Source organism: Psychromonas algicola (assembly GCF_004378355.1).
Classification (GTDB): Bacteria; Pseudomonadota; Gammaproteobacteria; order Enterobacterales; family Psychromonadaceae; genus Psychromonas.
Genome location: NZ_SNUB01000037.1, coordinates 1 through 24,602, shown reverse-complemented (window position 1 = coordinate 24,602; position 24,602 = coordinate 1). Strand labels below are relative to the sequence as shown.

Sequence of the window (24,602 nt, the reverse complement as noted above, 5' to 3'; positions counted from 1 at the left end):
CCTTTTATAATTTATTTTTTGTTAGGTTTATAAAAAAGATCAATCGTATTTAACGTCAAATAAATGAGAATAATAACGGCTGAAATAGGTAATATTGAATAAACAGTAGACATTGGTAGCTGTAGTGCAGGTGATAATTGCTGCGTTGTTCTTCCCATTAGTGCGATTCCACCTTTCAACATTGCTAAAGAAACAAATGAGAAAGAAATTGCATTGATGAGTAATTGTAATGCTACGTGTGCTTTACCCTTATCTTTAAGGTAACCATCTAATAGGGTTATTGCTAGGTGGCCTTTAATGCCGAATAAATAACTAGCGCCTAATAATCCAAGCCATACCATTGCATAACGTGCAAGTTCATCAGTCCAGCTGCTTGGATCGTTTAATACGTAGCGACTAAAAACTTGCCAAGTGACGGTTACTACTAGCAACATTAATGCAAAAGAAGAAATGAAAAGAATCAACCTATCAAGTAGGTTTCTAAAAGTTGTTAACATGTAGTTATACCTCAAAAAATTTTGCCCCAGCAAGGCTAGGGCAAAATTATATTTTTACTAATACTAATAATACTAATTAAAAATTAAAGCGCTTCGATTTTATCAATGAACGATGCTAATTTAGGATCTTTCTTCGCTTCATCAATCATTGGTTTAACAGCTGCACGGAAAGCGGCTTTATCCACTTCAACAAATGTTACGCCAGATTTGATGCCTTTAGCTTTATTCATATTATCAGTTGCGTCCCAAATTTTAATTTGTTCATCAAGAGATTCAGCTGCTGCTTCTTTTAAGATTTTTTGTTCTTTAGGCGTTAATGAATTGAATGCATTTTCAGAAATGATAATTACATCAGGAGTCATTAAATGTTGATCCATAGAGTAAAATTTAGCAACTTCACTATGTTTCATTTCAACTAAGCTCGAAATGTTATTTTCTGCGCCGTCAATTACACCTTGTTGTAAAGCTGTGTAAACTTCATTAAATGGAACTGGCGTAGCCTTACCACCTAATAAATTTACCATTTGCATCATAGTTGGAGATCCTGGAACACGAACTTTCATGCCTGCTAGATCTGCTGGAGAGTTAATTGCTTTTTTCGCGTAGAAACTACGTGTACCTGAATCATAAAAAGTAAGACCAATAAAGCCTTTACCTTTGCTTGATTGTAACATCTCTTGTGCTACGTCACTTTTCATGAATTTTCTCATGTGTGGGATATCGCGGAATAAGAAAGGTAATGCATTGACTTTGAAAGTAGGTTCAAAAGATTCTGCTAAACCACCATTGATCTTAGCTAAATCAATTGCACCGGTGATTACTTGTTCTGCTTGATCACGCTCAGAACCAAGCTGACCATTTGGAAAGATTTTAATTGTTAATGAACCATTAGATTTAGCTTTCACTTTTTCAGCCATGATAACCATGCCTTGGTGAGCAGCGCTTTCTAAAGACATTGCGTGGCCAAGGTTTAATTGTTTTGCATAAACACTTGGTGCTAACAATAATGTAGCAACTAGAGGTAACAGGATCTTTTTCATTTTTTACTTCCTTATTAAAAATATTATTTTTTGTTCAATTGCATTATTTTATCAATTGTCAAAATGTATTATGACGTGCTTTATTTAATAACCTTTGCATCCTTACAAAGGCTAATTAGTAATACAATAACAAATAATTTCTATATGACTGCGGTCACTATTGCCAACATAAAAATCAGAGCCTCATCACTGATACGCGATAAAAATCTTAAAAAAACATGATGAATACAAAACATTAATTCATCACATAAGTCGTTGCACTGAGGGAAATAAGTTAGATTTTGAGGTAAAGAAAATGCTTAAAATAACGACAGAATATGTATCAACTATGGTGGGTAACTTCTAACTTGCAAAGGTATTGATGGAAATAGTTTGAGTATTAGGTGTGCTTGTTGTCGATCTTAAAAGAAAAAATAAGTAGAGCATGTAATCTCTACTTATTTTTTAAGTGCTTGTAATTAAAGTGCAGGTTCGATTGTGCCTTTAAAAGTGTTATCAATAAAATCACGAATCGCTTGAGATTGGTAGATTTCAACAAATTTCTTGTAGTTTTCGTTATCTTTATCTTCTTCGCGTGTTGCAATAACCATTACCGCTAAAGGTGCGTCTTTAGGTTCAAGGTAAATGCCTTGTTTATTTGGATCTAGCCCTGCAGACATCACGTAATTCATAGTAATTGTCGCCACATCCACATCGTCTAAACTTCTTGGTAATTGTGCCGCTTCAATTTCAATAAATTCTAGGTTTTTAGGGTTATCGATAATATCGTTGATCGTTGCTTTATAACCAACACCCGCTTTTAAAGTGATAAGATTTGCATCAGCTAATAGCAATAATCCGCGTCCGCCATTAGTTGGGTCGTTAGGAATGGCAACTAATGCATTATCTGGAAGCTCTGAGATAGCGCTGAATTTATTTGAATAAATTCCCATACGCATCAAAATTGATTGACCCATCGACACTAAATGCGAGCCATTGTTCGCATTATAATTATTCAAAAATGGTAGGTGCTGATAACTGTTAATATCTAAGCTACCATCTGCTAACGCTGAGTTTGGTGAAATAAAATCTGAAAACTCAACCAGTTCAATGTTAAGTCCTTGCTTTGCAGCTTCTATTGCGACTGCTTCAACAACTTGTGCATGAGGGCCGACTGTTGCGCCTACTTTTAATACTGCATTATCTTCTTGTCCACAGGCGGTTAAACCAAGTAGGAAGATTGCACCTAAGAGCCATTGACTTACTTTTTTAATTTCTTTCACAAAGTTCTCCATCTTGTTTAGATTGTTATTTAGATGTTTAGACGTCTAAAAGTCCATCATACAACTTTTGTGATAAGATGCACTGTTTTTATTACTTATTTTGTCGCAATAATAAAGAAACTAAGTGACGCATTGCGTTCGAAGTGGTTAAAACAATTTCATGTTTTGTATACGTTTAACAAACCAAGCCAATGCTTTACCTTGATTATCCTTATGCCAAGCCATGGATAATTCACTTTTTCTACTTTCAGTTTTTTTAACATTCAAAGCGACAAGTTCTCCCGCCTTTAAATATTCTTCGATTCGGTGAATAGGTAAAAAGCCTACGCCTAACCCTAATAGGTGAGCTTCTATTTTTTTATCGACACTAGGTACACTAATACGTGGCTGTCCATTGAGCAATCCTGCTGAGCGCGCTGGTAAATGTCGTGAACTATCGGATACCACAATGGACGGGTATTGCTTGATCTTGGAACTTGAAATTGGCTGTGGCTCTTGGACTAAAGGATGGTTTTTAGCAACGGCAAAAACAAAATCAATCTCACCTAAAGGGCGGAGTATAAAGTCGCTGTTATAAGCTTCTCCTGTGGCTCCAATCACTAAATCTGTTCGACCGGCTGTTAAGGCATCCCATGTTCCACCAAATACTTCTTCCGTAACGCGGATATTGATCCAAGGATATTGCTGTTGAAATTCAGCAATTAAGGCGTAAATAGGCTTAAATAATAGAATACTATCAATACAGATACGCAATTCGAGTTCCCAACCTTCAGCCGATTGTTTGGCCATATGCGTTAAGTCATCGGTTGCTTTTAAAATAAGTCGTCCTTGTTCAACAATCATTTTCCCAATGGGCGTCAATTGTGCCTTGCGTTTACTGCGATCAAATAAAGTAATTGCGAGCTCTTCTTCAAGTTTGTTAACCGTATAAGAAATAGCTGAAGGCACACGAAATAATTCATCGGCGGCCGCAGCAAAACTGTTTCTACGTTCAATTGCATCTAACACTTTTAGTGCATCTAATGTGATCGGGGAATTCATTACTTCAATCCTTTTGAACTAAATGTTCAGAAATTACCGTTATTAATTACAGGTGTCTGTAAATATAATCCCTCCATCATTCAAAAACAACGAACATTGGGGAACAATATGAACACATCTTTTACTCAAAAACTTATTTCATCACAGGCTGGCTTTTCTACGTTAGCGTTAAGAATACCTATTGCGATCATCTTTATCGCACACGGAGCTCAAAAACTATTTGCTTGGTTTGGTGGTTACGGTTTAGAAGGTACAGGTCAGTGGATGGCATCTATTGGGCTAGAGCCAGGTTATTTTATGGCTTTGTTAGCGGGTAGTGCAGAATTTTTTGGTGGCATCGCTTTATTAATAGGCTTATTAACACGACCAACGGCTTTTGTACTTAGTTTAACTATGATTATTGCTATCGTTAGTGTGCATCTTGCTAATGGCTTATTTATGAGTAACAACGGTTATGAATTTGCATTGGCCTTATTAGCGGCATCTGTTTCGCTAATGTTAAGTGGCGCTGGGCGTTACTCTGTAGATAGCTTAATAGCTAAAAAATTAGTTTAATCACTCGTTAGATAAAGGAGCGTCTCATGGCACAAGTAAAAAGCAATTGGAAAAGTAGCATCAAAAATGGTGAGTATCGTCGTCAGGACTCTATTTTTAGAAACTGGGTAACAGCTGATGGCAGTGCTGGCCTAAGTGGAAAAGCGGGATTTAAAGCTGAAGCTGGACGTTATCACTTGTATGTCTCTTTAGCTTGTCCGTGGGCGCATCGAGCATTAATTTTCCGTGAAATAAAAGGGTTGCAAGATCTTATTACCGTTAGCGTTGTTCATCCAGATATGTTTGATAAAGGTTGGAGCTTCAAACATGATGCAGAGAGTGAAGCTTTGTATGGCACAACGGGGGATGAACTCGCGGGCAGTGAGTTTATGTCTGAAAAATATTATGCCAATACGCCTGATTACGCAGGCCCGATCACCGTGCCTGTGTTATGGGATAAAAAGCTGCAAGTGATTGTAAATAATGAATCGTCAGAGATTATTAGAATGTTTAATACCGCGTTTAATCATATAACGGGTAATGAACTCGATTTCTACCCTAAGCATTTACAGGCGCAAATTGATCAAGTGAATGAACTGGTTTATCACAAAGTTAATAACGGTGTTTATAAATCAGGATTTGCTAGTACCCAGCAAGCCTATGAAGATAATGTGATCCCATTGTTTGAAGCGCTTCAGGTGTTAGATGATAAATTGGCAACACAGCGTTATTTAACGGGTTCTGAAATAACTGAGGCAGATTGGCGTTTATGGACAACCTTAATTCGTTTTGATTCTGTTTATCATACGCATTTCAAATGTAACCTACGTTTATTGAAAGAGTACAGCAACCTTTATCACTACATGTTGGAGTTGTATCAAATGCCTGGCATTGCTGACACAGTAAACGTTGCACATATTAAACGTCATTATTACGCAAGCCATCAATCTATTAACACTTATCGCATTGTGCCTGTTGGTCATGATCAAGACTGGTCTGTTCCACATGGTCGCGAGAAAATTGGACAATAAATTTATATTGGAAAGCAACTAATGAAAATAATTAAAAAAGTAAACTCACAGGCAACGCAAGATGGCGATGGGGTAAAAATATCGCGTATTGCTGATTTCTCAGATAAATACTTCGACCCTTATTTAATGATTGATGAGTTAAAATCAGATGATCAGAATGACTTTATCGGTGGTTTTCCTGCACATCCACATCGTGGTATTGAAACCTTCACTTACATGATCAAAGGCGGATTTGAACATAAAGATCAACTTGGTAACCAAGCTCAAATAACTGCGGGTAACGTACAATGGATGAGTACAGGTTATGGTGTGATCCATTCAGAAATGCCAATCACGGATGAAGAGCAAGGGATGCATGGATTTCAAATTTGGTTGAACATGCCTGCAAAAGATAAATTACGTCCTGCGCGTTACCAAGACTCGATTAGCTTACCGCAATTGAATAATCAAACTGGCGCAAGTTTAAGATTATTAGCAGGAGAATGGGTGTTAGGTGGTTGTATCGATGCATCGCCATTAGCTGACTTAGCGGGTGATGGGGCGTTAGCCGATTTAACCTTGCAAAGTGCAGGGCACATTGAGCTTAACTTATTCCATAAAGAACAAGTGTTAGTGTATGTTCACACGGGAAGCTTTGCATCGCCTAGTTTAGATACTGGCGAATTAGCCATTGTTGATTCGCAACAGTTACTTGATATTACTGCAGGTGAAAATGGTGCGGGCGCGCTGATTCTTACAGGTAATAAAATCAACGAGAAAATTGTACATATGGGCCCGTTTGTTATGAATACAGAGCAAGAAATTCAACAGGCTATCAGCGATTATCAACAGGGTAAGTTTGGGAGCCTTAGTTAAGTTTTTATCTCAATATTTCCTGCTCAAAAAATAAAAAACTCGATCACAGGATCGAGTTTTTATGTTTCTATTGTTGCGTTTAAATTACTGTTTCTCTTGCCATGCTTTGGCTTTATTAATTAACGGTGTGATGGTTGAGCCTTGAACTAAGATTGAGAAAAACACCACAGAGTAGGTCATCACTAGAATTACTTCACGCACATCGATTTGTTTGTCTGGCACGACCATCACGCCAGCAGGGATTAACATCGCCATCGCCAATGCTAAACCTCCACGTAATCCACCCCATGTAAGAATCGAAACAGAATAGGGATTGTACTGCCTAAAACGTTGGAAGCCGAAGTAAGAGAACTGGATGCTAAGAAAACGTGCAAATAAAGTTAATGGCACGGCAACCAACATTAATATCCAATCTTCTTGGTGGAAGTTATATTGTAAAAGGCTTAACCCCATTAATAGGAAAAGAACACCATTTAGAAACTCATCAACCAGTTCCCAGAAGTGATCAAGCAATAATTTACTTTCATCTGAGAAACCATTTTTTCTTGTCCAGTTACCGACCATGATGCCTGATATCACCATTGCTAATGGCCCTGAAACACCAATTAATGAGGCAAAACTATAACCTGCCGTTGGAATACCAATCGTTAGTAATAACTCCATCGAATGGTCATTGGTTGCACTAATTAAATAATGGAATAAAAGGCCCAATGCAAAGCCATACACAATGCCGCCAATGGCTTCATGCAAAAACAGGCCGCTGACACTCATTGCTGTTGGTTCCGTGCCTAAAAAAGCGACGCTGTATAAAGTAATAAAAATAACTAAACCAAAGCCATCGTTAAATAATGATTCACCTTCAATTTGTGTTGAAATGCGTTTCGGCGCTTTAAGCTTTTTAACAATTGCTAAAACAGCAATAGGATCCGTTGGTGAAATTAATGCTCCAAAAAGCAGGCAATAAATCAGATCAAACTGGAAGTTTAAATATTGGCAAATATAGAAAAGGGCGTATCCAATGAACACTGTTGAGAATAAAGTGGCTGCTAACGCGAGCACTGTAATTTCCCATTTTTGATCTTTAAGGTTGTTGAGGTTGATGCCTAAGCCACCTGCAAATAAAAGAAAACCTAAAATGCCATCTAATAAAAAACTATTAAAGTCGATTTTTGCTAGCTGTTCTGTGGCAATCTCATTGAGATAGGTGAAGCCATTATGGCCAGCAATGATCATCAGTAGTGACAGAATCAAAGCGCCAGCTGTGATCGCAATAGTACTTTGCATCTTACCGACTTTACTGTTTAAAAATGTAATTAACATGGCCATTGCGGCAAGAAAACACAGAGTAGAATAGGCTGTCATCTTAAGTCTTATTTACGTAATGAAAAGAGTTGGGGGAATATAAATAGAAATGCGATTAAATACCATACACATTCTCATTCTTTATTTAAAATAGACTTAATTGTGTCTTCAAGAAGAGATTTGGGGTAATAAATAAGAGTGATTTTTTATGTCTTGCGAAGCATTGTTTGTAGATAAACTTGAAAAGTCTCTCTGCCCTCATTATGTTGTTTTATAGTGAGGGAGTTTTGCTATTTAATCATTAAAACAAATTTCGATGTAAGCATTGCCTTTTTCTGATTGGAAAGGCATTAATACTTTTGAACCATCCACTTGATGAGTAATGGTATGGCCTGGACCTGTAACGACAATAGGGGTTGCCATATTAAACTCATAGCCTTTTTCTCCAAGCTGACGCTTTGCGCCACCTGCGACCATATTAGTGATTTCACCCACCATATCAGTAATATCATCACCAATAGATTCTACTCGTTCACCGACCATCATTTCGAAGACATTAAGTGCTAACTCTTCGTCAAAACTAATTGAAAAAGAACCTGCTAATGTTGGGCCTGCCATGCCAATTAGGCCTGATACGTCGCCACGTGCAATAGCATCTTTTTTTAGACTAGGGCGGCCAGGTTTAATTTCGAGCATTGCCATAGTTTGTAAAACATTAATAAAAGAAGATAAAAATGGATTAACAAATTCTGCATTCATAGTTTGTCTACTGTTTCTTATTATAGGGCTAAAGAGTAAAGCTTAATTATAGAGGCAGTTATCGCAAATTCCATGCGCCTCTAATACTTTATTGGTAATCTTAAACTTAAATTGTGAAGCTTTTAATGAAAAAGCATCATCTATCACGGGATCACTAAGTTCAATAATTTGTTTGCATTTATTACATATTAACAGCTGCATCGGATGTTCGCACCCTAAATGACAACACATTAAATAGGCATTTAACGATTCTATGCGATGTATAAAATGATTTTCTAGCAAAAACTCAAGTGCACGGTAAATAGTTGGGGGTTTTGCTTTGCTATCAAACGCTTGCAGTTTCTCTAATAAATCATAAGCAGAAATTGCGCCTTTATGCTCTGCCATCAATGTAAATACCTGCTGACGAACCGGTGTAAAGCGAACGTTCTTTGATTTACATATTTCGATTGCACGTTCGAGCAGTTGTTGCGACATATAAAACTTACTTTTGTTGGTGAATGAATAAATATAATAGCATAGAGAATTGTATTTAAGAGATGAATTAATTAATACCTATTCACAGAGTTGAAATTTAAATTCGTTAATAGCGTTATTTATAGCATTAAACCATCAATGGAATGCCACTTGCACTTCACTAGTGCAGGGCTGTCTTATCTTGGTGCTGCATTAAAATACGCATTTTTCCTGTTAAAAAAACAATGCTTTAATTTGGTGCGATCATTGTTTAAGCTGTTGTATTTAAACTTGTTTTATTGTTTGCGCAATCTTGTTATTCATTTGGAACGATCTTCGCTTTATATACTTTTATATTGTTTGCAAAGTTTGCGCCTATTTTAAATATTTGAAGGATTTAACATGTCTAATTATCGCTATCAGCTTGGTAGCCATGTTTATCGATTTGATGATCTTGCCGATTTAATGGCTAAAGCCTCACCTATGCGATCCGGTGATCAACTTGCTGGTGTGGCAGCTCTTTCATCTGAACAACGTGTTGTCGCACAAATGTTATTGGCAGATTTACCTTTAAAAACATTTCTTGAAGAAACCCTTATTCCCTACGAAAAAGATGAAATTACTCGTCTTATTATTGATGAGCATGACAGCGCAGCTTTTGAAGAAATAGCACATTTAACCGTCGGTGATTTTCGTAATTGGTTATTACAAGAAACAACAACAGAAATAGACTTTACGCGTATTCGTGCTGGTATTACACCCGAGATGGTGGCCGCAGTGAGCAAGATAATGCGTAATCAAGACTTAATTTTGGTTGCTAAAAAATGCAATATCATTACTAAATTTCGCAATACAATTGGGCTTCCTGGTCATCTTTCTACCCGTTTACAACCAAACCATCCTACGGATGATGTGAATGGTATCGCCGCGACCATCTTTGATGGGTTAATGTATGGCAATGGCGATGCAGTTTTAGGGATCAACCCTGCAACGGATAGTGTTTCCCAGGCTGTAAAGCTAATGAAATTAATGGACGATGTTATTCAACATTATGAAATCCCAACGCAATCTTGTGTTTTAACTCATGTTACCAACACCATTGAGGCGATTGAATTGGGCGCTCCTGTAGATCTTGTTTTTCAATCCATTGGTGGTACTGAAGCGACTAATCAAGGTTTTGGTGTAAACCTTAATGTCTTAAATGAAGCGCACCAAGCCGCATTAGAATTAAAACGTGGCACAGTGGGTGATAATGTCATGTATTTTGAAACTGGCCAAGGCAGTGCTCTTTCTGCCAATGGGCATCACGGTGTTGATCAACAAACTTGTGAAACGCGTGCTTATGCCGTTGCGCGTAAATTCAAACCTTTATTGGTTAATACTGTGGTTGGTTTTATTGGGCCAGAGTATTTATTCGACGGCAAACAAATTATTCGTGCAGGCTTAGAAGATCACTTCTGTGGAAAACTACTTGGTTTACCAATGGGCTGTGATATTTGTTATACCAATCATGCTTATGCAGATCAAAATGATATGGATAACTTACTGACCTTATTAGGCGTTGCAGAATGTTCTTTCATCATGGGAATTCCGGGTTCTGACGATATTATGTTGAACTATCAAACCACCTCTTTTCATGATGCGCTTTATGCAAGGCAAGTATTGGGTTTGCGTCCTGCACCTGAGTTTGATCAATGGTTGAAGACAATGCAAATCTCTCCAGCGGACAATGCCACTCAATTAACTGAGCAGTTACCAGATAGCTTTGCCAAACCATTAAAAATGATTAAGGAGCTTTGATGAGCGAACTTAAATCTAACAAGCCCGTTAAAGATATGAACGAACTCGATATTGTACATAAGGATGAATGGGAAAAACTACGCCAATTTACCGATGCACGTATTGGATTAGGGCGTGTCGGTACTAGCATCCCTACATCAGAGTTATTACGATTTCAGCTTTCTCACGCTCAAGCTATTGATGCGGTTCATGTGCCTTTAAATGTCAATGAGCTCTGTGAGCAATTTGAACAATCTGAAAAGCTAAAACCCTATTTACCATTACAACAACTGCATAGTAAAGCCATTGATAGAATGGAATATTTACAACGTCCAGATCTCGGGCGACAACTCGATCAGCAATCTATTGAGCAACTCCAAGAGATTGCAGGTGAACCTTACGACTTAGTGTTTGTTATCGCCGATGGACTATCTTCTTATGCGATTGCTCATCACGCTCAATCATTTTTAGAAAAATTCATCAGTCGTCTTGAAGAAAGCAATAATAAAAAATTAAATATCGCGCCAATTTGTGTTGTTCAACAAGGTCGCGTAGCCGTTGGTGATGATGTTTGTGAAGCATTAAATGCAAAGTTGGTAGTTTTACTTATTGGTGAAAGGCCGGGTTTAAGTTCACCTGATAGTATGGGGTTATACCTAACTTGGAATGCCAAGCGAGGCACTGAAGATTCATTAAGAAATTGTATCTCCAACATTAGACCTGAAGGCCTTAGATACGATGCCGCTGTTAATAAGGCGCATTATTTATTACAAGAGTCGCTGCATAGAAAATTATCTGGAGTAAGCCTTAAAGATCGTTCAGAAGATTCGTTACTTGAAGCAACTGATTTACAGTCTTTCCGTTTAACTGATTAGTTATCATTAAAAACTGTGTGATGAGGGGATTTATGTTGTAAAGGTAATCTATATCTCTTTTTTAAATAAATTATTTATTATTTACAATCAATCTTGTTGCTTGTGTTTTTTTATGAAAAAATAATTTTTCATTTAGATATCAATAATCTAACGCAATAAGTGATGCTATTTACTAATAGTCGCGCTTTTCTCTTTTGTATTGTGCCTATAAAATCAACGCTTTCAATTTCCTTGCTATACTTCACGTTTTTTATAATACTTGACAAAATGACTCAAGAATTGGTGACTTTGGTCACATTTTTGAACGTGTTGTAAAGTTCTTCTGTTAAAGAACCCGATGACAAACTTAATTGATTACTAACGATACACTTGCTTGTTAAGTTCACCAAGTTGTACTAATAATATAGCTTCAACGTATCGTATTTATTGCTGTGCAAGGTTAAATAATGAATAAAATTAATAAAGTGTTTTCAAGTGTTTTAGTACTACTTTTCCTCGAATCTATCGGGATGGCGTTTGTCTATGGCACTTATCTTGAAGCGTTCTTGATCGGTTTGCCTGTTATGGCTGTGCCATTATGGATGATTTCAACTGCGCCTAGTGCAGCGTTAACAAAACATACCTCTGCACTTGCTGCAATGATTTTTGCTTGTTTGCATATTCATCAAATGAATGGGCTGATTGAGGTGCATTTCGAAATATTTATTTTGATGGCATTATTAATTATTTTTAAAGATTGGAAAGTGTTTGTTACTGCCGTTGCCTTGATTGCTGTACATCATTTATCTTTCTACTTTATGCAGGTAAATGGCTCTGGGGTTTACATTTTTGACCTCGATAGATTGATGTTCACCACTGTATTGATTCACGCAGTATATGCTATTGCAGAAGGTGTCATTGCGGGCTTTATTGCTAAAACATTATTTGACGATAGTCGTGTGGGTGAAGAGCTCGCTAAGGTAACGCAAATATTAACTGCAGATGAAAACTCTTTAGACTTAAAAGTAAGAACTAATACACTTGGAAATCCTATCTTAGAAGGCTTTAACCAACTGCTATCAACGCTTGATAAAGTGGTAAGTGGCGTTAAAAGCCAAACGACTGCCTTTATTGTGAATTCTAATAACTTAACATCAGCAAAAACAGAGCTCGAAGCTTCTGCTAAAAATAGGCTACAAGAAACGGAGCATATTGTTTCATCGATTGAAGAAATGGCCACTACGGTTGCATCTATTGCTCAAGATACCAATGAGTTAAGCGAGCAGATGAAAGAAGCGAGTACTTCGACGACAACTGCTAATCAGTATCTAACTGAAATTAATGCTAAAAATGGTGATCTTGCTGCTTCACTTAATAAAACAAATGAAGAAATTATTGGTTTAGCAAATTCTAGTGAAATCATTACAAGTGTTTTATCTGAAATTACAAGTATTGCTGACCAAACTAATTTACTTGCGTTAAATGCCGCTATCGAAGCTGCAAGAGCAGGCGAATACGGACGAGGCTTTGCCGTTGTTGCGGATGAAGTAAGAACGTTAGCAACTCGTACCAAAGAAAGTACAGACAAAATTGATAACACGCTTGTGCAGTTAACTAGTTATTCTAAATCATCAACGCAATCGATGGTTGAGTGTTTAGATGCTGTTGGGGTAACCGTTTCTATGGCTGAAAAAGCAAGCCGTGAAGTTTCTCATGCAACAGAGTTAGTGTCTTTATCTAGCGATATAGCACACTCAGTGGCAACCGCAGTTGAAGAGCAATCTGCAACAACCAATGGAATATCTCAAAGTACTGATAAGCTAAGTGATTTAGGTAAAGATGATGCGATTAAAGTGGATGTTGTTGCGCGAGAAGCAGAACATATTTCTAAAGCCGTTGTTTCATTAGAATCTAGCATTGCACGCTTCAAATAATAAAGTTACACGATTTCACTATATCGTGTTTTTTCTTTGGTTAGCGTTTACTTTGGCGGCCGCTATTTATTTTATTAGCGGCCGCTTAGTGACTTTTGATCCTGATGGAAAGTTATCTGGTAAAAACAGCCGTTTGGTTATTCAAGAGCTAAAAAAAATGGGTGAACTTGAAGGTATTGATTTAAGCGATACCATCATTCATTTCACAAGTAATAGTTGTTCTTGTACACAATATAGCGAAGATCATAAACGCGATATTAATCAACAAGCGGGTTTAGATGGTTTTAATGTTGTTAATATTCATCTTCCTGCGCATCTTGAAAGTATTATTCCCTCAACACCTTCAATTCTCATTGTAAATAAAGACGAAGACTTACTCTATTTTGGCCCTTATTCTATTGGTCTCGCTTGCTCAGCCTCTAATGGTTACGTTGAAACGGTGATGCAGAATTACGCAAAAGGTTACAGTTCGTCATTGATTATGCATGATGCAACGGGTTGTTATTGTAATCTTGATTAATACCAATATTTTGATCCTTCGCTGACTAAAAAATAAAAATGCGTGTAAAGTAAATGCAATAAATATTTCATTTACAAGCACAACCTAAATTGAGTGCTTGAAACTTGCTTAACGATTAGGAGCATTTATGTATAAAATGGTCGCATCCGATCTCGATGGAACATTGTTAACCTCAAACCATCAAATCCCTCCTTTTTCTCAACAAGTCTTGAGTCAATTACATCAACAGGGCATTGCTTTTATTTTTGCTACTGGACGCCATCATATTGATGTCGCGTATATGCGTGAAAAATTGGGGATCCCCGCTTTTATGATCACGTCTAATGGCGCGCGAGTACATAATTGTGAAAATGAATTGGTGTTTAAACAAAATCTAGCACCAGAGATTGTTGGTAAAATCGTAGAAATGGTGGCCGATGATGATCAAATTATTATTAATATCTATCGTGATAACGATTGGTTGCTCAATAAAGTAAACCCTAATGTACCTATGATTCGCGACCACTTTCCCTATGAATTTTTTGATGTCAGAAATCCACCTGTAGATAATGTCGCTAAAATATTTTTAACCCGTGTAAATAGAGATCATAACAAGCTGGTGGAATGGGAAACTGTGTTTAACGCAGAGTTTACTGATAGCGCCAATATCGCCTTTTCAACACCGCATTGCCTTGAAATTATGGACAGCAATGTTTCCAAAGGGCATGCCTTACAAGCCATTGCCGAAATGGCTGGCTATCAGCTAAAAGACTGTATCGCGTTTGGTGATGGCATGAATGATTTTGAAATGTTATCCATGGCAGGAAAAGGGCTAGTGATGGGCACTGCACACCATAAAGTAAAGACCGCCTTGCCTAATATAGAAGTCATCGGAAACTGCGATGACGAAGCCGTCGCGCATTATATTGCCACGCATTTGCTTAATAAAACAAAAATATAAAGTTCTTTATTAATACAGACTTTTTCTATCTATTCACGTGATTAAAGTTTTATTTAAATATTTAGCTTATTGATTAGTTTTCTTAACTTGATATTTTTGTATTAAATTTAAGTGTATTAGACTGTTCTATGTATCCACTGAAAACGTGGACAAATTCTGTTTCATAAGCTGTTATAACGAAAGTGAGCATGATCGAAAAATTTAACTCAAATCTTAAACATTACATAGCAAACGAGTTGGAAAAGCAGTCTATGAAATATTCTGAAGATTTAGGTCTTCGGGGTAATTTTATGCTCCTCATTAATCGCATTCGTAGAATTCCAATCGCTCAAAAGCGAAATGTAATTGAGTCATCAGTATTTAACTGCCCTCAAAAACATATGCATGCATATCAAAGGTTTATCCATTTAGCTGAAACTGGCAGTTCTCTTTTACCGTTTTGTAGTAGAGGTAACTTTAAAAACGCATACAAAGTAAAGGATCAATTGTTCGATGATTGGGGTATCACTCATTTTCACTTCGTCGAAACTGGAACCAAAGATGTGATGTTTGCAATAGTCGAGCCTGAAATTATGTATTTATTGGCTGTATTCTCCCATGGACAAGGTTGCTATGATGTTTGGTTTAAGAAGCAACTGGTTGAAATTATTCATAATGAATTTCCCTTTTTGATCGCTCACTTAAAGCTCAATGACTCAAGCAAAGTAACTACTACTGAAAATCATAAACAGGCTCGTGAATTAGCGGTAAACCTACCTATAGTATTTGATGATGGTTCCTCGTATTACCCCACAGGGGGAGGGATTATGATTAACAGTGAATCACAGCATGATATTATGGCTTGGATGCATCTTTCTAGAAAAATAGAAGCGTATGCTCAATACACTGCTAAGTTCATGGAAAGCACCGCATACAGTCATGGAATTGAAGCGAGCAAATTAAGTTTTTCTTTAGATTTTGCTTATAATCAACATCAACAATTATTTTCCGTACAGTGTAAATCGAACTGCGGTGTTGTAATCGCGTTATAACAAGAACCTATATCAGACGGTTAACACTGTTTCTTTTTTTGCAAAAGAGGCGCAAAAAACTGCGCCAGCACACCGCTGGCTAGGTTCGCGTTAAGTATCCCTATGAAAAACGAAGAATTTAATCAAAAATTGTATGACCACGATATTGATCGAAGCATATTTAGCTTAGGAAAAGCTCCAAGTGACTGCATGTATACAATTCAGATACATAGCTGTTCTTATGAGGTTTATTACTTTGAACGTGGTATTAAAGAGTATACGAAAACCTTCAATGATAAAGGTGCCTCGTTGGCATATCTTTTAAAGCTCTTACTAGCTGACCCTCGTTGCAAAAAATAACTTTAATACTTAGCGTCAAACACATAACAAGTGACTATGGTTAATCAAATAATTTAGAGAGGAATATTTTGGATATTGACGAAGATAAAATTGATGAAACTGCACTTGCTCTAATGTATTTAACATTACATGATCACTTTAGAGTATGGAAGCAAATAGACTGGGAAGTGACTAACCGATTACATGATAAAGGTTTAATTTGTGATCCTGTAGGTAAAGCAAAGTCTGTCGTTTTAACCGAAGAAGGTCTTAAAAAGTCAGAAGAATTATTTAATAAGATTTTTGTTAAAAATTAATGGTATTACTTATAAAAAATGAATAATTCTTTCTTGCCTAAGTAACTCGCTTTGTGCCCCTTAGCGAGTTAGAAAACTGATTTGTTAATACTTCATCAATCATTTTTTATCTTTGCTTTTCTGGTATCATGCCACGCTTAATGCGAATAAAAGTGCTTATTATACCAATCACGATAAATAGCTTATCTATTTTACTGGCTAAAACAGCCCACTTCTTCGTTATAAATTTCGTAAAAGGGAACAGCCATTTACATCAATTTATGCCTTGAATTGAACTGTTTTTTCTTCGCAAAATTTAGATAACATATCTAACGCAATTGATATTACTTATTCGTTGTTCTATTACTTTTATTGACTGTTTTTGAGATTAACTTTTTTATGCAAAATTACCCTTCAAACCGTTTTTCTATTGCTCCGATGCTTGATTGGACTGACCAATATTGTCGTTACTTTCATCGTTTAATGAGCAAAAATACTTTGTTATATACAGAAATGGTGACAACGGGCGCGATTCTGTATGGAAAGGGCGATTACATGCAAATGGATCAGGCTGAACATCCTGTGTGTTTACAATTAGGTGGCTTTGCGCCAACTGATTTAGCGCAATCAGCTAAACTCGCTGCAGAACGTGGCTTTGATGAAATCAATCTAAATGTAGGTTGTCCATCTGATCGTGTTCAAAATGGTCGCTTTGGTGCCTGTTTGATGGCAGAAGGGGATTTGGTTGGTGAAGCGGTTAAAGCGATGCAAGATGCGAGTGCTTTACCTGTTTCTGTTAAAACGCGTATTGGTATTGATGAGCTAGATTCTTATGAATTTTTATGTGATTTTATTGAGAAAGTAAAGTCGCAGGGTTGTGATACCTTCATTGTGCATGCCCGTAAAGCTTGGCTAAGTGGGTTGAGTCCTAAACAGAATCGTGACGTACCGCCTTTAGATTACGAACGCGTGTATCAATTAAAGCGAGACTTCCCTGAATTAACCATTGCAATCAACGGTGGTATTAAAACTCTTGAAGAATGCAAAACACATTTGCAACACCTTGATGGTGTGATGTTAGGGCGAGAAGTGTATGCTAACCCTTATATTTTAAGCCAAGTGGATCAACAATTATTTGGCTGTGATAAAACGCCGTTAACACGCTTTGAAGTTTTGGAGCAGATGTATCCTTATATTGAATCGCACTTACAAGCGGGTGGACATTTAAACCGTATTGCTCGCCACATGTTAGGGTTATTTCAAGGTTTACCGGGTGCGCGAGCATGGCGTCGTCATTTGAGTGAAAATGGTCATATACCTGGCTCTGGTATCGAGACAATGCAAAAAGCGGTGTCTTTTGTTAGCGAAGCTTAGGCTTATATTTAATTAGGTAATAACATGAAAAAAATCACGCTTATACTGACAATGATTGGCTTTCAATTACTTCTTTTAGGCTGCACCGCTAAGCCTAGTGAAGTTAAAAGTTCGCAAGTTGAAGAGCTAAATCAGCCTTTAATGATAATAAGCAGTGGTAAGCCGTCGACGTTATTACCTGCCTTTACAACTTATACTTGGAGCTCGCAATATAACCGAATTTTGTTTGGTCCTGTCAAAAGCGATGAAAAGGAATTACAAACTTATATTCGTTCTGAATTAATCAGTTACTTAAACAGCAAAGGTTATGTGTATCAAAAAAATGCACAACAAGCGGATGTCATTATCGGGTTTGTGTTTGCTCTAGAAGATGATGTCGCTAATCAAAAACTTCAGAATAAATTTGGATTGTTACCTGGTGTTATACGCAGCAGATCTAATCAACCTCGTTATAATAAAGGGACTTTTATATTGGGTGTGTTGGACAGAGAAAGTGATAAAACTTATTGGCGATCAGCGGTGCAAGGTTTTACTGGATTTGAAAATGATGTCGCTAACAAAGAGACAAGCCGCTTACCTATTATTTTAAAGATGATGCTAGATGATTTTCCTCGAGCTGGGCGTTAATAATCATCTAACATTCTTAGCTTAGGTAATTATTTACCCTATTTTTTTAGAGGCAATATTTTCTTTTATTGTATAACCACATGCTTCTAAGAAAACTTGCATTGCAGCTAATTCACTTGCGTTAACTTCTTCTAGGCTATATTCAACGTTGTTAATTGCTTCTGAAGCAAGTTGTGTCTCAACTTGTTTCAATAAATTTTTTCCTATGCCGCGTCGGCGTGTAATTTCTCTGATACATAATTGCGATAACACTGCTTTTTTGGCTTCAGTCACTACTTTTACTGCGCCAATATGTCGCTCATTAAACATAGTCATAAACAAGCGTGTGCAAGGCTCTGATAACAGTTTGTGAACGGCTTGTTCTGTGAGTGATTCAGTTGCTAATAAACCTGAATAGATCTTTTGTAAATCGATGATAAGTTGTGGAGAGGGTTGATCGGCAATAAAAACGGATAATCGCATGTGTTACTCACTATTTTCTATTAAAGTTAGGTGCTTAAATTGTTACCAAGGTTTTTTACTTAACCAGTTTAATGGATTTTGCGCTTTCCCTTTATGGTTTAGCTCAAAGTACAGGCTACTTGTTTCTTGTCCACCACTTTTACCAGCCAGTGCGATAGCTTCACCTTGTGCGATAATCGCGCCTGCTTGTTGTAGTAATGTTTGGTTGTAACCGTATAAAGTAATGTAATTGTCGCCGTGGTCGATGGCGATCACCATTCCGTATCCTTTAAAATATCCAGCATATAAAACGCGTCCAGCAGCAACGGCTCTAACTTGTTCACCTTCACTGGCAGATAAAGTAATACCTTTCCATTTGACTTGGCTACTACGTGTGGTGCCAAAACGGTTTAATACTTTGCCTCTAATTGGCCATTTTAATTTTTTCTTTAAGGTTGAGAATTTTGCATTACTTGTTTGTTTAGCTATTTGGCTGTTAATTCTTTGTTGTTCTTTTTGCTGTGCAAGCGCACGCGCTTTCTCATTTTCTTTTTCTTTCTGTGCTTTTGCTTGAGCTGCTTTTCGTCTTGCTTCTGCGGCTGCTTTTTCTTTGGCAATCGCTCGTGCTCGCTCTTCGCTGGCTTTTTGTATGCGTGCTCTTAGATTTTTTTCTAATGTGCTGAGTTCTGCTAGTTTACTGTCTTGGTAATCAATATCTTTGTTAAGTGCTTTGAGTGCTTTATCCCTTTTGGCCTTTTCACTGCGCACTGTGGCTTCTGTTTTTTTCTGTTGCTCGTACATCTCTCTTAATGACGCTAATGTTTTTGCTTCTTCTGCTTGGTTTTTCTCTAAAGCTAATTGTGTGTTTTGTAGTTTTTCAATACTGTCTAAGCGTGCTTCATTAAGATAATGATAATAACTTTTTGCTCGAGCTACTTTACTGAGATCTTCTTGGTTTACTATCAGTTTAATAAGATCATTTTGTCCCGCCATATAAGCACTGGTTAATTGTTGCTCTAATAAGGATTGTTGTTTCTTTTTTTCTTCTTTCAGCTGATCTGTCTTTTTTTGTAACGCAAGTAAGGAAGAGCGCTGCTGTGCAATTCTATTTTTTGTTTGAGAGACTTGAAGGGAAGATTTAGCAATTTCTTGATCGCTTTTGGCGAGCTCTTGCTCAAGTTGCTTTTGTTGCTTTTGTTTTTGTAGTTTGTTTTGTTTATTAAGTTCGATTTGACGTTGTATGCTATTCAGATCTTCTGCTAACACTGGGTTATTGAAGAATGTAATGGTGAATAAGCTGATACAGATTAATTGGCTTAAGCGTATTAACTTATTTGAATAGAATTTTTTAAACATCAATTTAATCATCAGCCTTAGAAAATTAGGGTGTCAGTCTATTTTTAGAATTGAGTAAAAACGGTTAAGGACAGTATTCTATTTGATAACAAGAGGGATTGGTATGATTAGCGAAAAATTTATGATGCAATTGGGATAACTGCTCAAGCGCAAGAACTGATGCGCTTGAGCATTATGCAAACTACTTAAGTGTAATAAGTGGTTTACCTGTCATCTCTGATGGGATTTCCATCTCCATTAGCGATAACATCGTTGGTGCTAAATCGCATAAACGACCGCCTTCAGCAATGGTAGCTTCACGACCAACGTAGATAAGTGGTACTGGTAAGTTAGTATGAGCTGTATGAACGCCACCTGTTTCAGGGTCGATCATTTGCTCTGCATTACCATGGTCAGCTGTGATTAAACATTCACCGCCTACTTCTTTTAATGCGCCAACAATATCACCAATACATTTATCAACCGCTTCACATGCTTTTACTGCTGCTTCGTAAACACCGGTATGACCAACCATATCGCCATTAGGGTAGTTACAAATAATAACGTCGTATTCGCTGCTTTTGATTGCGCCTACTAATTTCTCAGTTAATTCTGCAGAGCTCATTTCTGGTTGCATATCGTATGTTGCAACAGCTGGAGAGCTAATAAGACTACGTTTTTCACCTGGGAATTCATTTTCAACGCCACCGTTAAAGAAGAAAGTCACGTGTGCGTATTTTTCTGTTTCAGAAATACGTAATTGTGTTTTATCTTTTTTCGATAACCATTCACCTAATGTGTTGGTTAATTCTTCACTTGGGAAAGCAGCTGGTGCTGTAATATCCGCAGCAAATTCAGTTAACGTCACAAAGTTGATGTTAGGTGTTTTGTTACGTGCAAAACCAGAGAAGTTTTTGTCAGTAAAAGTATAAGTTAATTCACGAGCACGATCGGCACGGAAGTTTAGGAATAATACTGCATCACCTTCAGAGATTGGTGCAGCTTCGCCTATTACTGTTGCTTTTACAAACTCATCATTTTCATCACGAGCGTATGCATTTTCAAGACCGATTAATGCACTTTCAGCAGTGTAATCCGCTTTAGCTTCAGTTAATAAGTTATAAGCTTCCTCAACACGATCCCAACGGTTATCACGATCCATTGCGAAGTAACGACCCACTAAAGAAACAGTACGACCTACACCTACTTCTTTATATTTTTCTTCGAACTTAGCTAATGTACCCGCCGCGCTACGTGGTGGAGTATCACGGCCATCTAAGAATGCATGAATGAAGACTTTTTTAGCGCCACGTTTTGCAGCTAATTCGATAGCAGCCATAATATGGTCGTCATGTGAATGTACGCCACCTGGAGAAGCTAGACCCATAATGTGAACGGCTTTATCAGCTGCAACTGCCTTATCTACGGCAGCAACAAAGTTAGCATTTTCATAGAAATCGCCATCTGCAATAGACTTAGTGACTTTAGTTAGATTTTGATAAACAGTACGTCCCGCACCAATGTTGGTGTGGCCTACTTCAGAGTTACCCATTTGGCCGTCTGGTAAACCTACATCCATACCTGATGCAGAGATAAGTCCGTTTGCGTAATCTACACACAGTTGGTCTAAAACAGGCGTTTTAGCATTTGATACTGCATTGTCTGGCATATCAGGGCGGTAGCCCCAACCATCTAGAATTAATAGTACTAATGGTTTCTTAGGAGTTGTCATATCAAACCTCATTAATGTTTAAAATCATTTGCAGTCGATTTTACTACATCTGTGCGGCTTGTCACTGAAAAAGCAGGTGATAGATCAAAGCAAGTCAAAATAGTGCTAAAAAAGGCACTTCGTTGATATTTATATAAATTCCAAGGCTGATATTCTATTTTCCACAGGGTATACTCTGGGCTTAAATTTTCCTTTACTAAAGAAGAAGAGCGTTATGCAAGAATATATTGATTTTATTTCTAACAATCCTATGTTGTCTGCCGCATGGGGTATTATTGCACTGTTATTAATTCAAAGTGTTGTAAAAAGTAAACTAAGCCGCGTGAACAATGTTAATTCACAGGAAGCGACGTTACTGATTAATAAACAAAAAGCCGTTGTAGTTGATGTGCGCACTGAAGAAGAATTTAAAAACGGCCATATTGTTAATGCAAAAAACATAACTGTGTCACAGATTCAAGAAGGAAAGTTATCTGCTATTGAAAAGTATAAGCAGACCCCCATCATAGTTGTATGTGCAACGGGAACTCGTTCTTCAGGTGCTGGCGATAAATTAGTCAAAGCTGGTTTTGAACAGGTTAATCATTTAACTGCAGGTATGACTGGCTGGGCGACAGCTAATTTACCTACTACTAAGAAGTAATCAATACTATGGCGACTATTACTATCTATACCACTCCGTATTGCCCATACTGCAATCGAGCGAAGCAATTATTAGACAGCAAAGAAGTAAGTTACGAAGAGATTGATGTCTCTGATCGTTCACTCCGTCCTAATATGACAAAAATAACGGGTGGAACGACAGTGCCGCAAATCATCATCAATGGAAATCCAATTGGTGGTTGCGATGAGCTTTATGCATTAGAGCGCGCTGAACAACTTGATACACTTTTAAGCTAATTCAAACTATTTAATCATTTAAGGAATAAGGAAACATCATGCCAGAACAACAAGAAGCACAACCTGAATTTAATATCCAACGCGTTTATGTAAAAGACATTTCTTTTGAATGCCCAAATTCACCTGAAGTTTTTAAAAAAGAGTGGGCGCCAGAAGTATCAATGGATATCGATACTCAATCTAAGAAATTAGAAGAAGGTGTGTTTGAAGTGACTTTATCACTAACAGCAACGGCTAAAATCGGTGAAGAAGTTGCTTTCTTATGTGAAGTTAAACAAGCAGGTATTTTCTCTGTGTCGCAACTTGAAGGCACACAGTTAGCGCATTGTTTAAATGCATTCTGCCCAAATATTTTATTCCCATATGCGCGTGAAGCTGTATCAAATTTAGTGACTCGTGGTACTTTCCCACAATTAAATTTAGCACCAGTAAACTTTGATGCGTTATTTCAGCAAGCAATGCAAAAGCAGCAAGCTGAAGCAGAAAAATTAAATTCTTAATTAAGACTTCTTAAGTAGGTGATCTAATGGCTGAAAAAATTGCCATTACAGTATTAGGCGCAGGGTCTTATGGCTCTGCTCTTGCTGTATCGTTGGCTCGTAATGGACATAACACGCTAATTTGGGGGCATGAACTTGAGCATATCGAGCAATTGCAATCAGATCGTGAAAACAAAGCGTTTTTACCAGGTGTTGCATTTCCTGAACGTCTTCATCCAGAAGGTGATTTGGCTAAATGTTTAGCGGCAACTGACACTATTTTATTAGTCGTGCCTAGCCATGTGTTTGGTTTAGTACTTTCACAAGTAAAACCCTTATTACGTCCTGAGCATCGTATTGCTTGGGCGACAAAAGGGCTAGAAGCTGAAACTGGGCGTTTATTGCAAGAAGTGGCGCGCGATATTGTAGGTGAGGATTATCCTTTAGCTATGATTTCTGGGCCTACTTTTGCGATGGAAGTGGCAAAAGGTTTACCTACTGCGATAGCTGCTGCCGGTACAGATGCTGCTTTTACTCAGCATATTGCGGATCTTTTTCATAACCAAAGTAACTTCAGAGCTTATATCTCGGAAGACTTTACCGCCGTACAATTAGGTGGAGCAGTGAAAAATGTTATCGCGATTGGCGCTGGTTTGGCGGATGGCCTGGGATTTGGTGCAAATGCGCGTACAGCTTTGATCACACGTGGTTTAGTTGAATTGACTCGTTTAGGTGTGTCATTAGGCGCTACCGAGTCTTCCTTTATGGGAATGGCTGGATTAGGTGACTTAGTATTAACTTGTACCGACAATCAATCTCGTAATCGCCGCTTTGGTTTAGCTTTAGGTCAAGGCAAAGGAATTGATGAAGCACAGGTTGAAATTGGCCAAGTGGTTGAAGGTTACCGAAATACTGAAGAGGTTTATAACCTTGCTAAGCGTATGAATATTGAAATGCCGATTTGTGAGCAAATCTATTACGTGCTTTATGAAGGTAAAGCAGTAAAAGAAGCGGCAATGGATTTATTATCGCGTAGTAAAAAAGGCGAATAGAAATACTTTATTAAGTTAATTGCAAAAACCTCTTCGGAGGTTTTTTATTTGTAATAAATACAAATTTAAGCAATAAAAAAGGCCTCTTATGATAATGCCGATCAGTTAAGAAAAATTAGTTGATTTTTAACGTAAGAAGATCAAAATCCTATGACTCAAAAGGTCATGGGATTTTTTTATGGAACTTTCAGAAGCACTCGCTCGCACATCAAT

At 37.4% G+C, this 24,602-nt stretch carries 27 protein-coding genes; 17 read left to right on the top strand and 10 right to left on the bottom strand.

The window, feature by feature from the left end:
• Positions 1-11: 11 nt before the first annotated feature.
• The 4 genes from E2R67_RS14645 to E2R67_RS14630 all read right to left on the bottom strand — a co-directional run bounded on the left by E2R67_RS14645 (position 12) and on the right by E2R67_RS14630 (position 3,840).
• The gene (locus E2R67_RS14645; RefSeq protein WP_134291700.1) at positions 12-497 is read right to left on the bottom strand and encodes a TRAP transporter small permease; all 486 of its coding nucleotides are present in this window, start codon (positions 495-497) and stop codon (positions 12-14) included.
• Between the two features lie 83 nt (positions 498-580).
• A complete protein-coding gene (locus E2R67_RS14640; protein ID WP_134291699.1) occupies positions 581-1,537 on the bottom strand; it encodes a TRAP transporter substrate-binding protein in 957 nt (318 codons plus the stop codon).
• Between the two features lie 458 nt (positions 1,538-1,995).
• Positions 1,996-2,799, bottom strand: coding sequence for a MetQ/NlpA family ABC transporter substrate-binding protein (locus E2R67_RS14635; protein WP_134291698.1), 804 nt, complete (start codon positions 2,797-2,799; stop codon positions 1,996-1,998).
• Positions 2,800-2,946: 147 nt separating this feature from the next.
• On the bottom strand, positions 2,947-3,840 hold the full coding sequence (locus E2R67_RS14630) for a LysR family transcriptional regulator (RefSeq protein ID WP_134291697.1): 894 nt from the start codon (positions 3,838-3,840) through the stop codon (positions 2,947-2,949).
• A 108-nt stretch (positions 3,841-3,948) separates the two neighbouring features.
• Between E2R67_RS14630 and E2R67_RS14625 the strand changes: the two genes are divergently transcribed.
• Genes E2R67_RS14625 through E2R67_RS14615 form a run of 3 tightly spaced genes read left to right on the top strand, consistent with a single transcriptional unit; the run spans position 3,949 to position 6,260 of the window.
• Complete coding sequence (locus E2R67_RS14625) at positions 3,949-4,395, top strand: DoxX family protein (protein ID WP_134291696.1); 447 nt, start codon at positions 3,949-3,951, stop codon at positions 4,393-4,395.
• Between the two features lie 26 nt (positions 4,396-4,421).
• Positions 4,422-5,405, top strand: coding sequence for a glutathione S-transferase family protein (locus E2R67_RS14620; protein ID WP_134291695.1), 984 nt, complete (start codon positions 4,422-4,424; stop codon positions 5,403-5,405).
• 21 nt (positions 5,406-5,426) lie between these two features.
• Entirely contained in the window at positions 5,427-6,260 is an 834-nt protein-coding gene (locus E2R67_RS14615) for a pirin family protein (RefSeq protein WP_134291694.1), read from the top strand.
• Positions 6,261-6,344: 84 nt separating this feature from the next.
• On the opposite strand, the gene E2R67_RS14610 is transcribed toward E2R67_RS14615, so the two are convergent.
• The 3 genes from E2R67_RS14610 to E2R67_RS14600 form a co-directional block, all read right to left on the bottom strand.
• Positions 6,345-7,622 (bottom strand): cation:proton antiporter, encoded by a 1,278-nt coding sequence (locus E2R67_RS14610; RefSeq protein ID WP_134291693.1) that lies wholly within the window; start codon positions 7,620-7,622, stop codon positions 6,345-6,347.
• A 234-nt stretch (positions 7,623-7,856) separates the two neighbouring features.
• Positions 7,857-8,321 (bottom strand): chemotaxis protein CheX, encoded by a 465-nt coding sequence (locus tag E2R67_RS14605; RefSeq protein WP_134291692.1) that lies wholly within the window; start codon positions 8,319-8,321, stop codon positions 7,857-7,859.
• Between the two features lie 42 nt (positions 8,322-8,363).
• Entirely contained in the window at positions 8,364-8,798 is a 435-nt protein-coding gene (locus E2R67_RS14600) for a transcriptional repressor (protein WP_134291691.1), read from the bottom strand.
• Between the two features lie 381 nt (positions 8,799-9,179).
• On the opposite strand from E2R67_RS14600, the gene E2R67_RS14595 reads away from it, so the two are divergent.
• The 10 genes from E2R67_RS14595 to E2R67_RS14550 all read left to right on the top strand — a co-directional run bounded on the left by E2R67_RS14595 (position 9,180) and on the right by E2R67_RS14550 (position 18,450).
• Positions 9,180-10,577 (top strand): ethanolamine ammonia-lyase subunit EutB, encoded by a 1,398-nt coding sequence (locus tag E2R67_RS14595; RefSeq protein ID WP_134291690.1) that lies wholly within the window; start codon positions 9,180-9,182, stop codon positions 10,575-10,577.
• The gene (eutC, locus tag E2R67_RS14590; RefSeq protein WP_134291689.1) at positions 10,577-11,431 is read left to right on the top strand and encodes an ethanolamine ammonia-lyase subunit EutC; all 855 of its coding nucleotides are present in this window, start codon (positions 10,577-10,579) and stop codon (positions 11,429-11,431) included. The genes E2R67_RS14595 and eutC overlap by 1 nt, the downstream gene beginning before the upstream one ends.
• A gap of 446 nt (positions 11,432-11,877) precedes the next feature.
• Entirely contained in the window at positions 11,878-13,344 is a 1,467-nt protein-coding gene (locus E2R67_RS14585; RefSeq protein ID WP_134291688.1) for a methyl-accepting chemotaxis protein, read from the top strand.
• Between the two features lie 52 nt (positions 13,345-13,396).
• Complete coding sequence (locus tag E2R67_RS14580; protein ID WP_166739401.1) at positions 13,397-13,864, top strand: DUF6436 domain-containing protein; 468 nt, start codon at positions 13,397-13,399, stop codon at positions 13,862-13,864.
• A 127-nt stretch (positions 13,865-13,991) separates the two neighbouring features.
• The gene (locus tag E2R67_RS14575) at positions 13,992-14,804 is read left to right on the top strand and encodes a Cof-type HAD-IIB family hydrolase (RefSeq protein ID WP_134291686.1); all 813 of its coding nucleotides are present in this window, start codon (positions 13,992-13,994) and stop codon (positions 14,802-14,804) included.
• Positions 14,805-14,992: 188 nt separating this feature from the next.
• Complete coding sequence (locus E2R67_RS14570; RefSeq protein ID WP_134291685.1) at positions 14,993-15,835, top strand: hypothetical protein; 843 nt, start codon at positions 14,993-14,995, stop codon at positions 15,833-15,835.
• A gap of 102 nt (positions 15,836-15,937) precedes the next feature.
• Complete coding sequence (locus E2R67_RS14565) at positions 15,938-16,174, top strand: hypothetical protein (RefSeq protein WP_134291684.1); 237 nt, start codon at positions 15,938-15,940, stop codon at positions 16,172-16,174.
• Positions 16,175-16,242: 68 nt separating this feature from the next.
• Positions 16,243-16,470: a DUF6429 family protein gene (locus E2R67_RS14560; RefSeq protein WP_134291683.1), complete on the top strand. Its 228-nt coding sequence runs from the start codon at positions 16,243-16,245 to the stop codon at positions 16,468-16,470.
• A 378-nt stretch (positions 16,471-16,848) separates the two neighbouring features.
• Positions 16,849-17,823 (top strand): tRNA dihydrouridine(20/20a) synthase DusA, encoded by a 975-nt coding sequence (dusA, locus tag E2R67_RS14555; RefSeq protein WP_134291682.1) that lies wholly within the window; start codon positions 16,849-16,851, stop codon positions 17,821-17,823.
• A 24-nt stretch (positions 17,824-17,847) separates the two neighbouring features.
• Complete coding sequence (locus E2R67_RS14550) at positions 17,848-18,450, top strand: DUF4136 domain-containing protein (RefSeq protein WP_134291681.1); 603 nt, start codon at positions 17,848-17,850, stop codon at positions 18,448-18,450.
• Positions 18,451-18,483: 33 nt separating this feature from the next.
• Here E2R67_RS14550 and panM read toward each other — a convergent pair whose 3' ends face one another.
• From panM to gpmM, 3 genes are all read right to left on the bottom strand, one after another.
• Complete coding sequence (gene panM, locus E2R67_RS14545) at positions 18,484-18,912, bottom strand: aspartate 1-decarboxylase autocleavage activator PanM (protein WP_134291680.1); 429 nt, start codon at positions 18,910-18,912, stop codon at positions 18,484-18,486.
• A 42-nt stretch (positions 18,913-18,954) separates the two neighbouring features.
• The gene (locus E2R67_RS14540) at positions 18,955-20,247 is read right to left on the bottom strand and encodes a murein hydrolase activator EnvC family protein (protein WP_134291679.1); all 1,293 of its coding nucleotides are present in this window, start codon (positions 20,245-20,247) and stop codon (positions 18,955-18,957) included.
• A 181-nt stretch (positions 20,248-20,428) separates the two neighbouring features.
• On the bottom strand, positions 20,429-21,958 hold the full coding sequence (gene gpmM / locus E2R67_RS14535) for a 2,3-bisphosphoglycerate-independent phosphoglycerate mutase (protein ID WP_134291678.1): 1,530 nt from the start codon (positions 21,956-21,958) through the stop codon (positions 20,429-20,431).
• A 214-nt stretch (positions 21,959-22,172) separates the two neighbouring features.
• On the opposite strand from gpmM, the gene E2R67_RS14530 reads away from it, so the two are divergent.
• The 4 genes from E2R67_RS14530 to gpsA are packed head-to-tail and all read left to right on the top strand — an operon-like array spanning position 22,173 to position 24,389.
• A complete protein-coding gene (locus E2R67_RS14530) occupies positions 22,173-22,601 on the top strand; it encodes a rhodanese-like domain-containing protein (protein WP_134291677.1) in 429 nt (142 codons plus the stop codon).
• An 8-nt stretch (positions 22,602-22,609) separates the two neighbouring features.
• A complete protein-coding gene (gene grxC, locus E2R67_RS14525; RefSeq protein WP_134291676.1) occupies positions 22,610-22,858 on the top strand; it encodes a glutaredoxin 3 in 249 nt (82 codons plus the stop codon).
• 38 nt (positions 22,859-22,896) lie between these two features.
• Positions 22,897-23,358 carry a protein-export chaperone SecB gene (secB, locus tag E2R67_RS14520; protein WP_134291675.1) on the top strand — a complete coding sequence of 154 codons (462 nt, stop codon included), beginning with the start codon at positions 22,897-22,899 and terminating at the stop codon, positions 23,356-23,358.
• A gap of 26 nt (positions 23,359-23,384) precedes the next feature.
• Positions 23,385-24,389, top strand: coding sequence for an NAD(P)H-dependent glycerol-3-phosphate dehydrogenase (gene gpsA / locus E2R67_RS14515; protein WP_134291674.1), 1,005 nt, complete (start codon positions 23,385-23,387; stop codon positions 24,387-24,389).
• Positions 24,390-24,602 lie beyond the last annotated feature (213 nt).

Bases quoted from the DNA above. Each gene is read 5' to 3' on its own strand.
- E2R67_RS14645 (WP_134291700.1), bottom strand. From the start codon at position 497: ATGTTAACAACTTTTAGAAACCTACTTGATAGGTTGATTCTTTTCATT.
- E2R67_RS14640 (WP_134291699.1), bottom strand. From the start codon at position 1,537: ATGAAAAAGATCCTGTTACCTCTAGTTGCTACATTATTGTTAGCACCA.
- E2R67_RS14630 (WP_134291697.1), bottom strand. From the start codon at position 3,840: ATGAATTCCCCGATCACATTAGATGCACTAAAAGTGTTAGATGCAATT.
- E2R67_RS14625 (WP_134291696.1), top strand. From the start codon at position 3,949: ATGAACACATCTTTTACTCAAAAACTTATTTCATCACAGGCTGGCTTT.
- E2R67_RS14620 (WP_134291695.1), top strand. From the start codon at position 4,422: ATGGCACAAGTAAAAAGCAATTGGAAAAGTAGCATCAAAAATGGTGAG.
- E2R67_RS14615 (WP_134291694.1), top strand. From the start codon at position 5,427: ATGAAAATAATTAAAAAAGTAAACTCACAGGCAACGCAAGATGGCGAT.
- E2R67_RS14610 (WP_134291693.1), bottom strand. From the start codon at position 7,622: ATGACAGCCTATTCTACTCTGTGTTTTCTTGCCGCAATGGCCATGTTA.
- E2R67_RS14605 (WP_134291692.1), bottom strand. From the start codon at position 8,321: ATGAATGCAGAATTTGTTAATCCATTTTTATCTTCTTTTATTAATGTT.
- E2R67_RS14600 (WP_134291691.1), bottom strand. From the start codon at position 8,798: ATGTCGCAACAACTGCTCGAACGTGCAATCGAAATATGTAAATCAAAG.
- E2R67_RS14595 (WP_134291690.1), top strand. From the start codon at position 9,180: ATGTCTAATTATCGCTATCAGCTTGGTAGCCATGTTTATCGATTTGAT.
- eutC (WP_134291689.1), top strand. From the start codon at position 10,577: ATGAGCGAACTTAAATCTAACAAGCCCGTTAAAGATATGAACGAACTC.
- E2R67_RS14585 (WP_134291688.1), top strand. From the start codon at position 11,878: ATGAATAAAATTAATAAAGTGTTTTCAAGTGTTTTAGTACTACTTTTC.
- E2R67_RS14575 (WP_134291686.1), top strand. From the start codon at position 13,992: ATGTATAAAATGGTCGCATCCGATCTCGATGGAACATTGTTAACCTCA.
- E2R67_RS14570 (WP_134291685.1), top strand. From the start codon at position 14,993: ATGATCGAAAAATTTAACTCAAATCTTAAACATTACATAGCAAACGAG.
- E2R67_RS14565 (WP_134291684.1), top strand. From the start codon at position 15,938: ATGAAAAACGAAGAATTTAATCAAAAATTGTATGACCACGATATTGAT.
- dusA (WP_134291682.1), top strand. From the start codon at position 16,849: ATGCAAAATTACCCTTCAAACCGTTTTTCTATTGCTCCGATGCTTGAT.
- E2R67_RS14550 (WP_134291681.1), top strand. From the start codon at position 17,848: ATGAAAAAAATCACGCTTATACTGACAATGATTGGCTTTCAATTACTT.
- panM (WP_134291680.1), bottom strand. From the start codon at position 18,912: ATGCGATTATCCGTTTTTATTGCCGATCAACCCTCTCCACAACTTATC.
- E2R67_RS14540 (WP_134291679.1), bottom strand. From the start codon at position 20,247: ATGTTTAAAAAATTCTATTCAAATAAGTTAATACGCTTAAGCCAATTA.
- gpmM (WP_134291678.1), bottom strand. From the start codon at position 21,958: ATGACAACTCCTAAGAAACCATTAGTACTATTAATTCTAGATGGTTGG.
- E2R67_RS14530 (WP_134291677.1), top strand. From the start codon at position 22,173: ATGCAAGAATATATTGATTTTATTTCTAACAATCCTATGTTGTCTGCC.
- grxC (WP_134291676.1), top strand. From the start codon at position 22,610: ATGGCGACTATTACTATCTATACCACTCCGTATTGCCCATACTGCAAT.
- secB (WP_134291675.1), top strand. From the start codon at position 22,897: ATGCCAGAACAACAAGAAGCACAACCTGAATTTAATATCCAACGCGTT.
- gpsA (WP_134291674.1), top strand. From the start codon at position 23,385: ATGGCTGAAAAAATTGCCATTACAGTATTAGGCGCAGGGTCTTATGGC.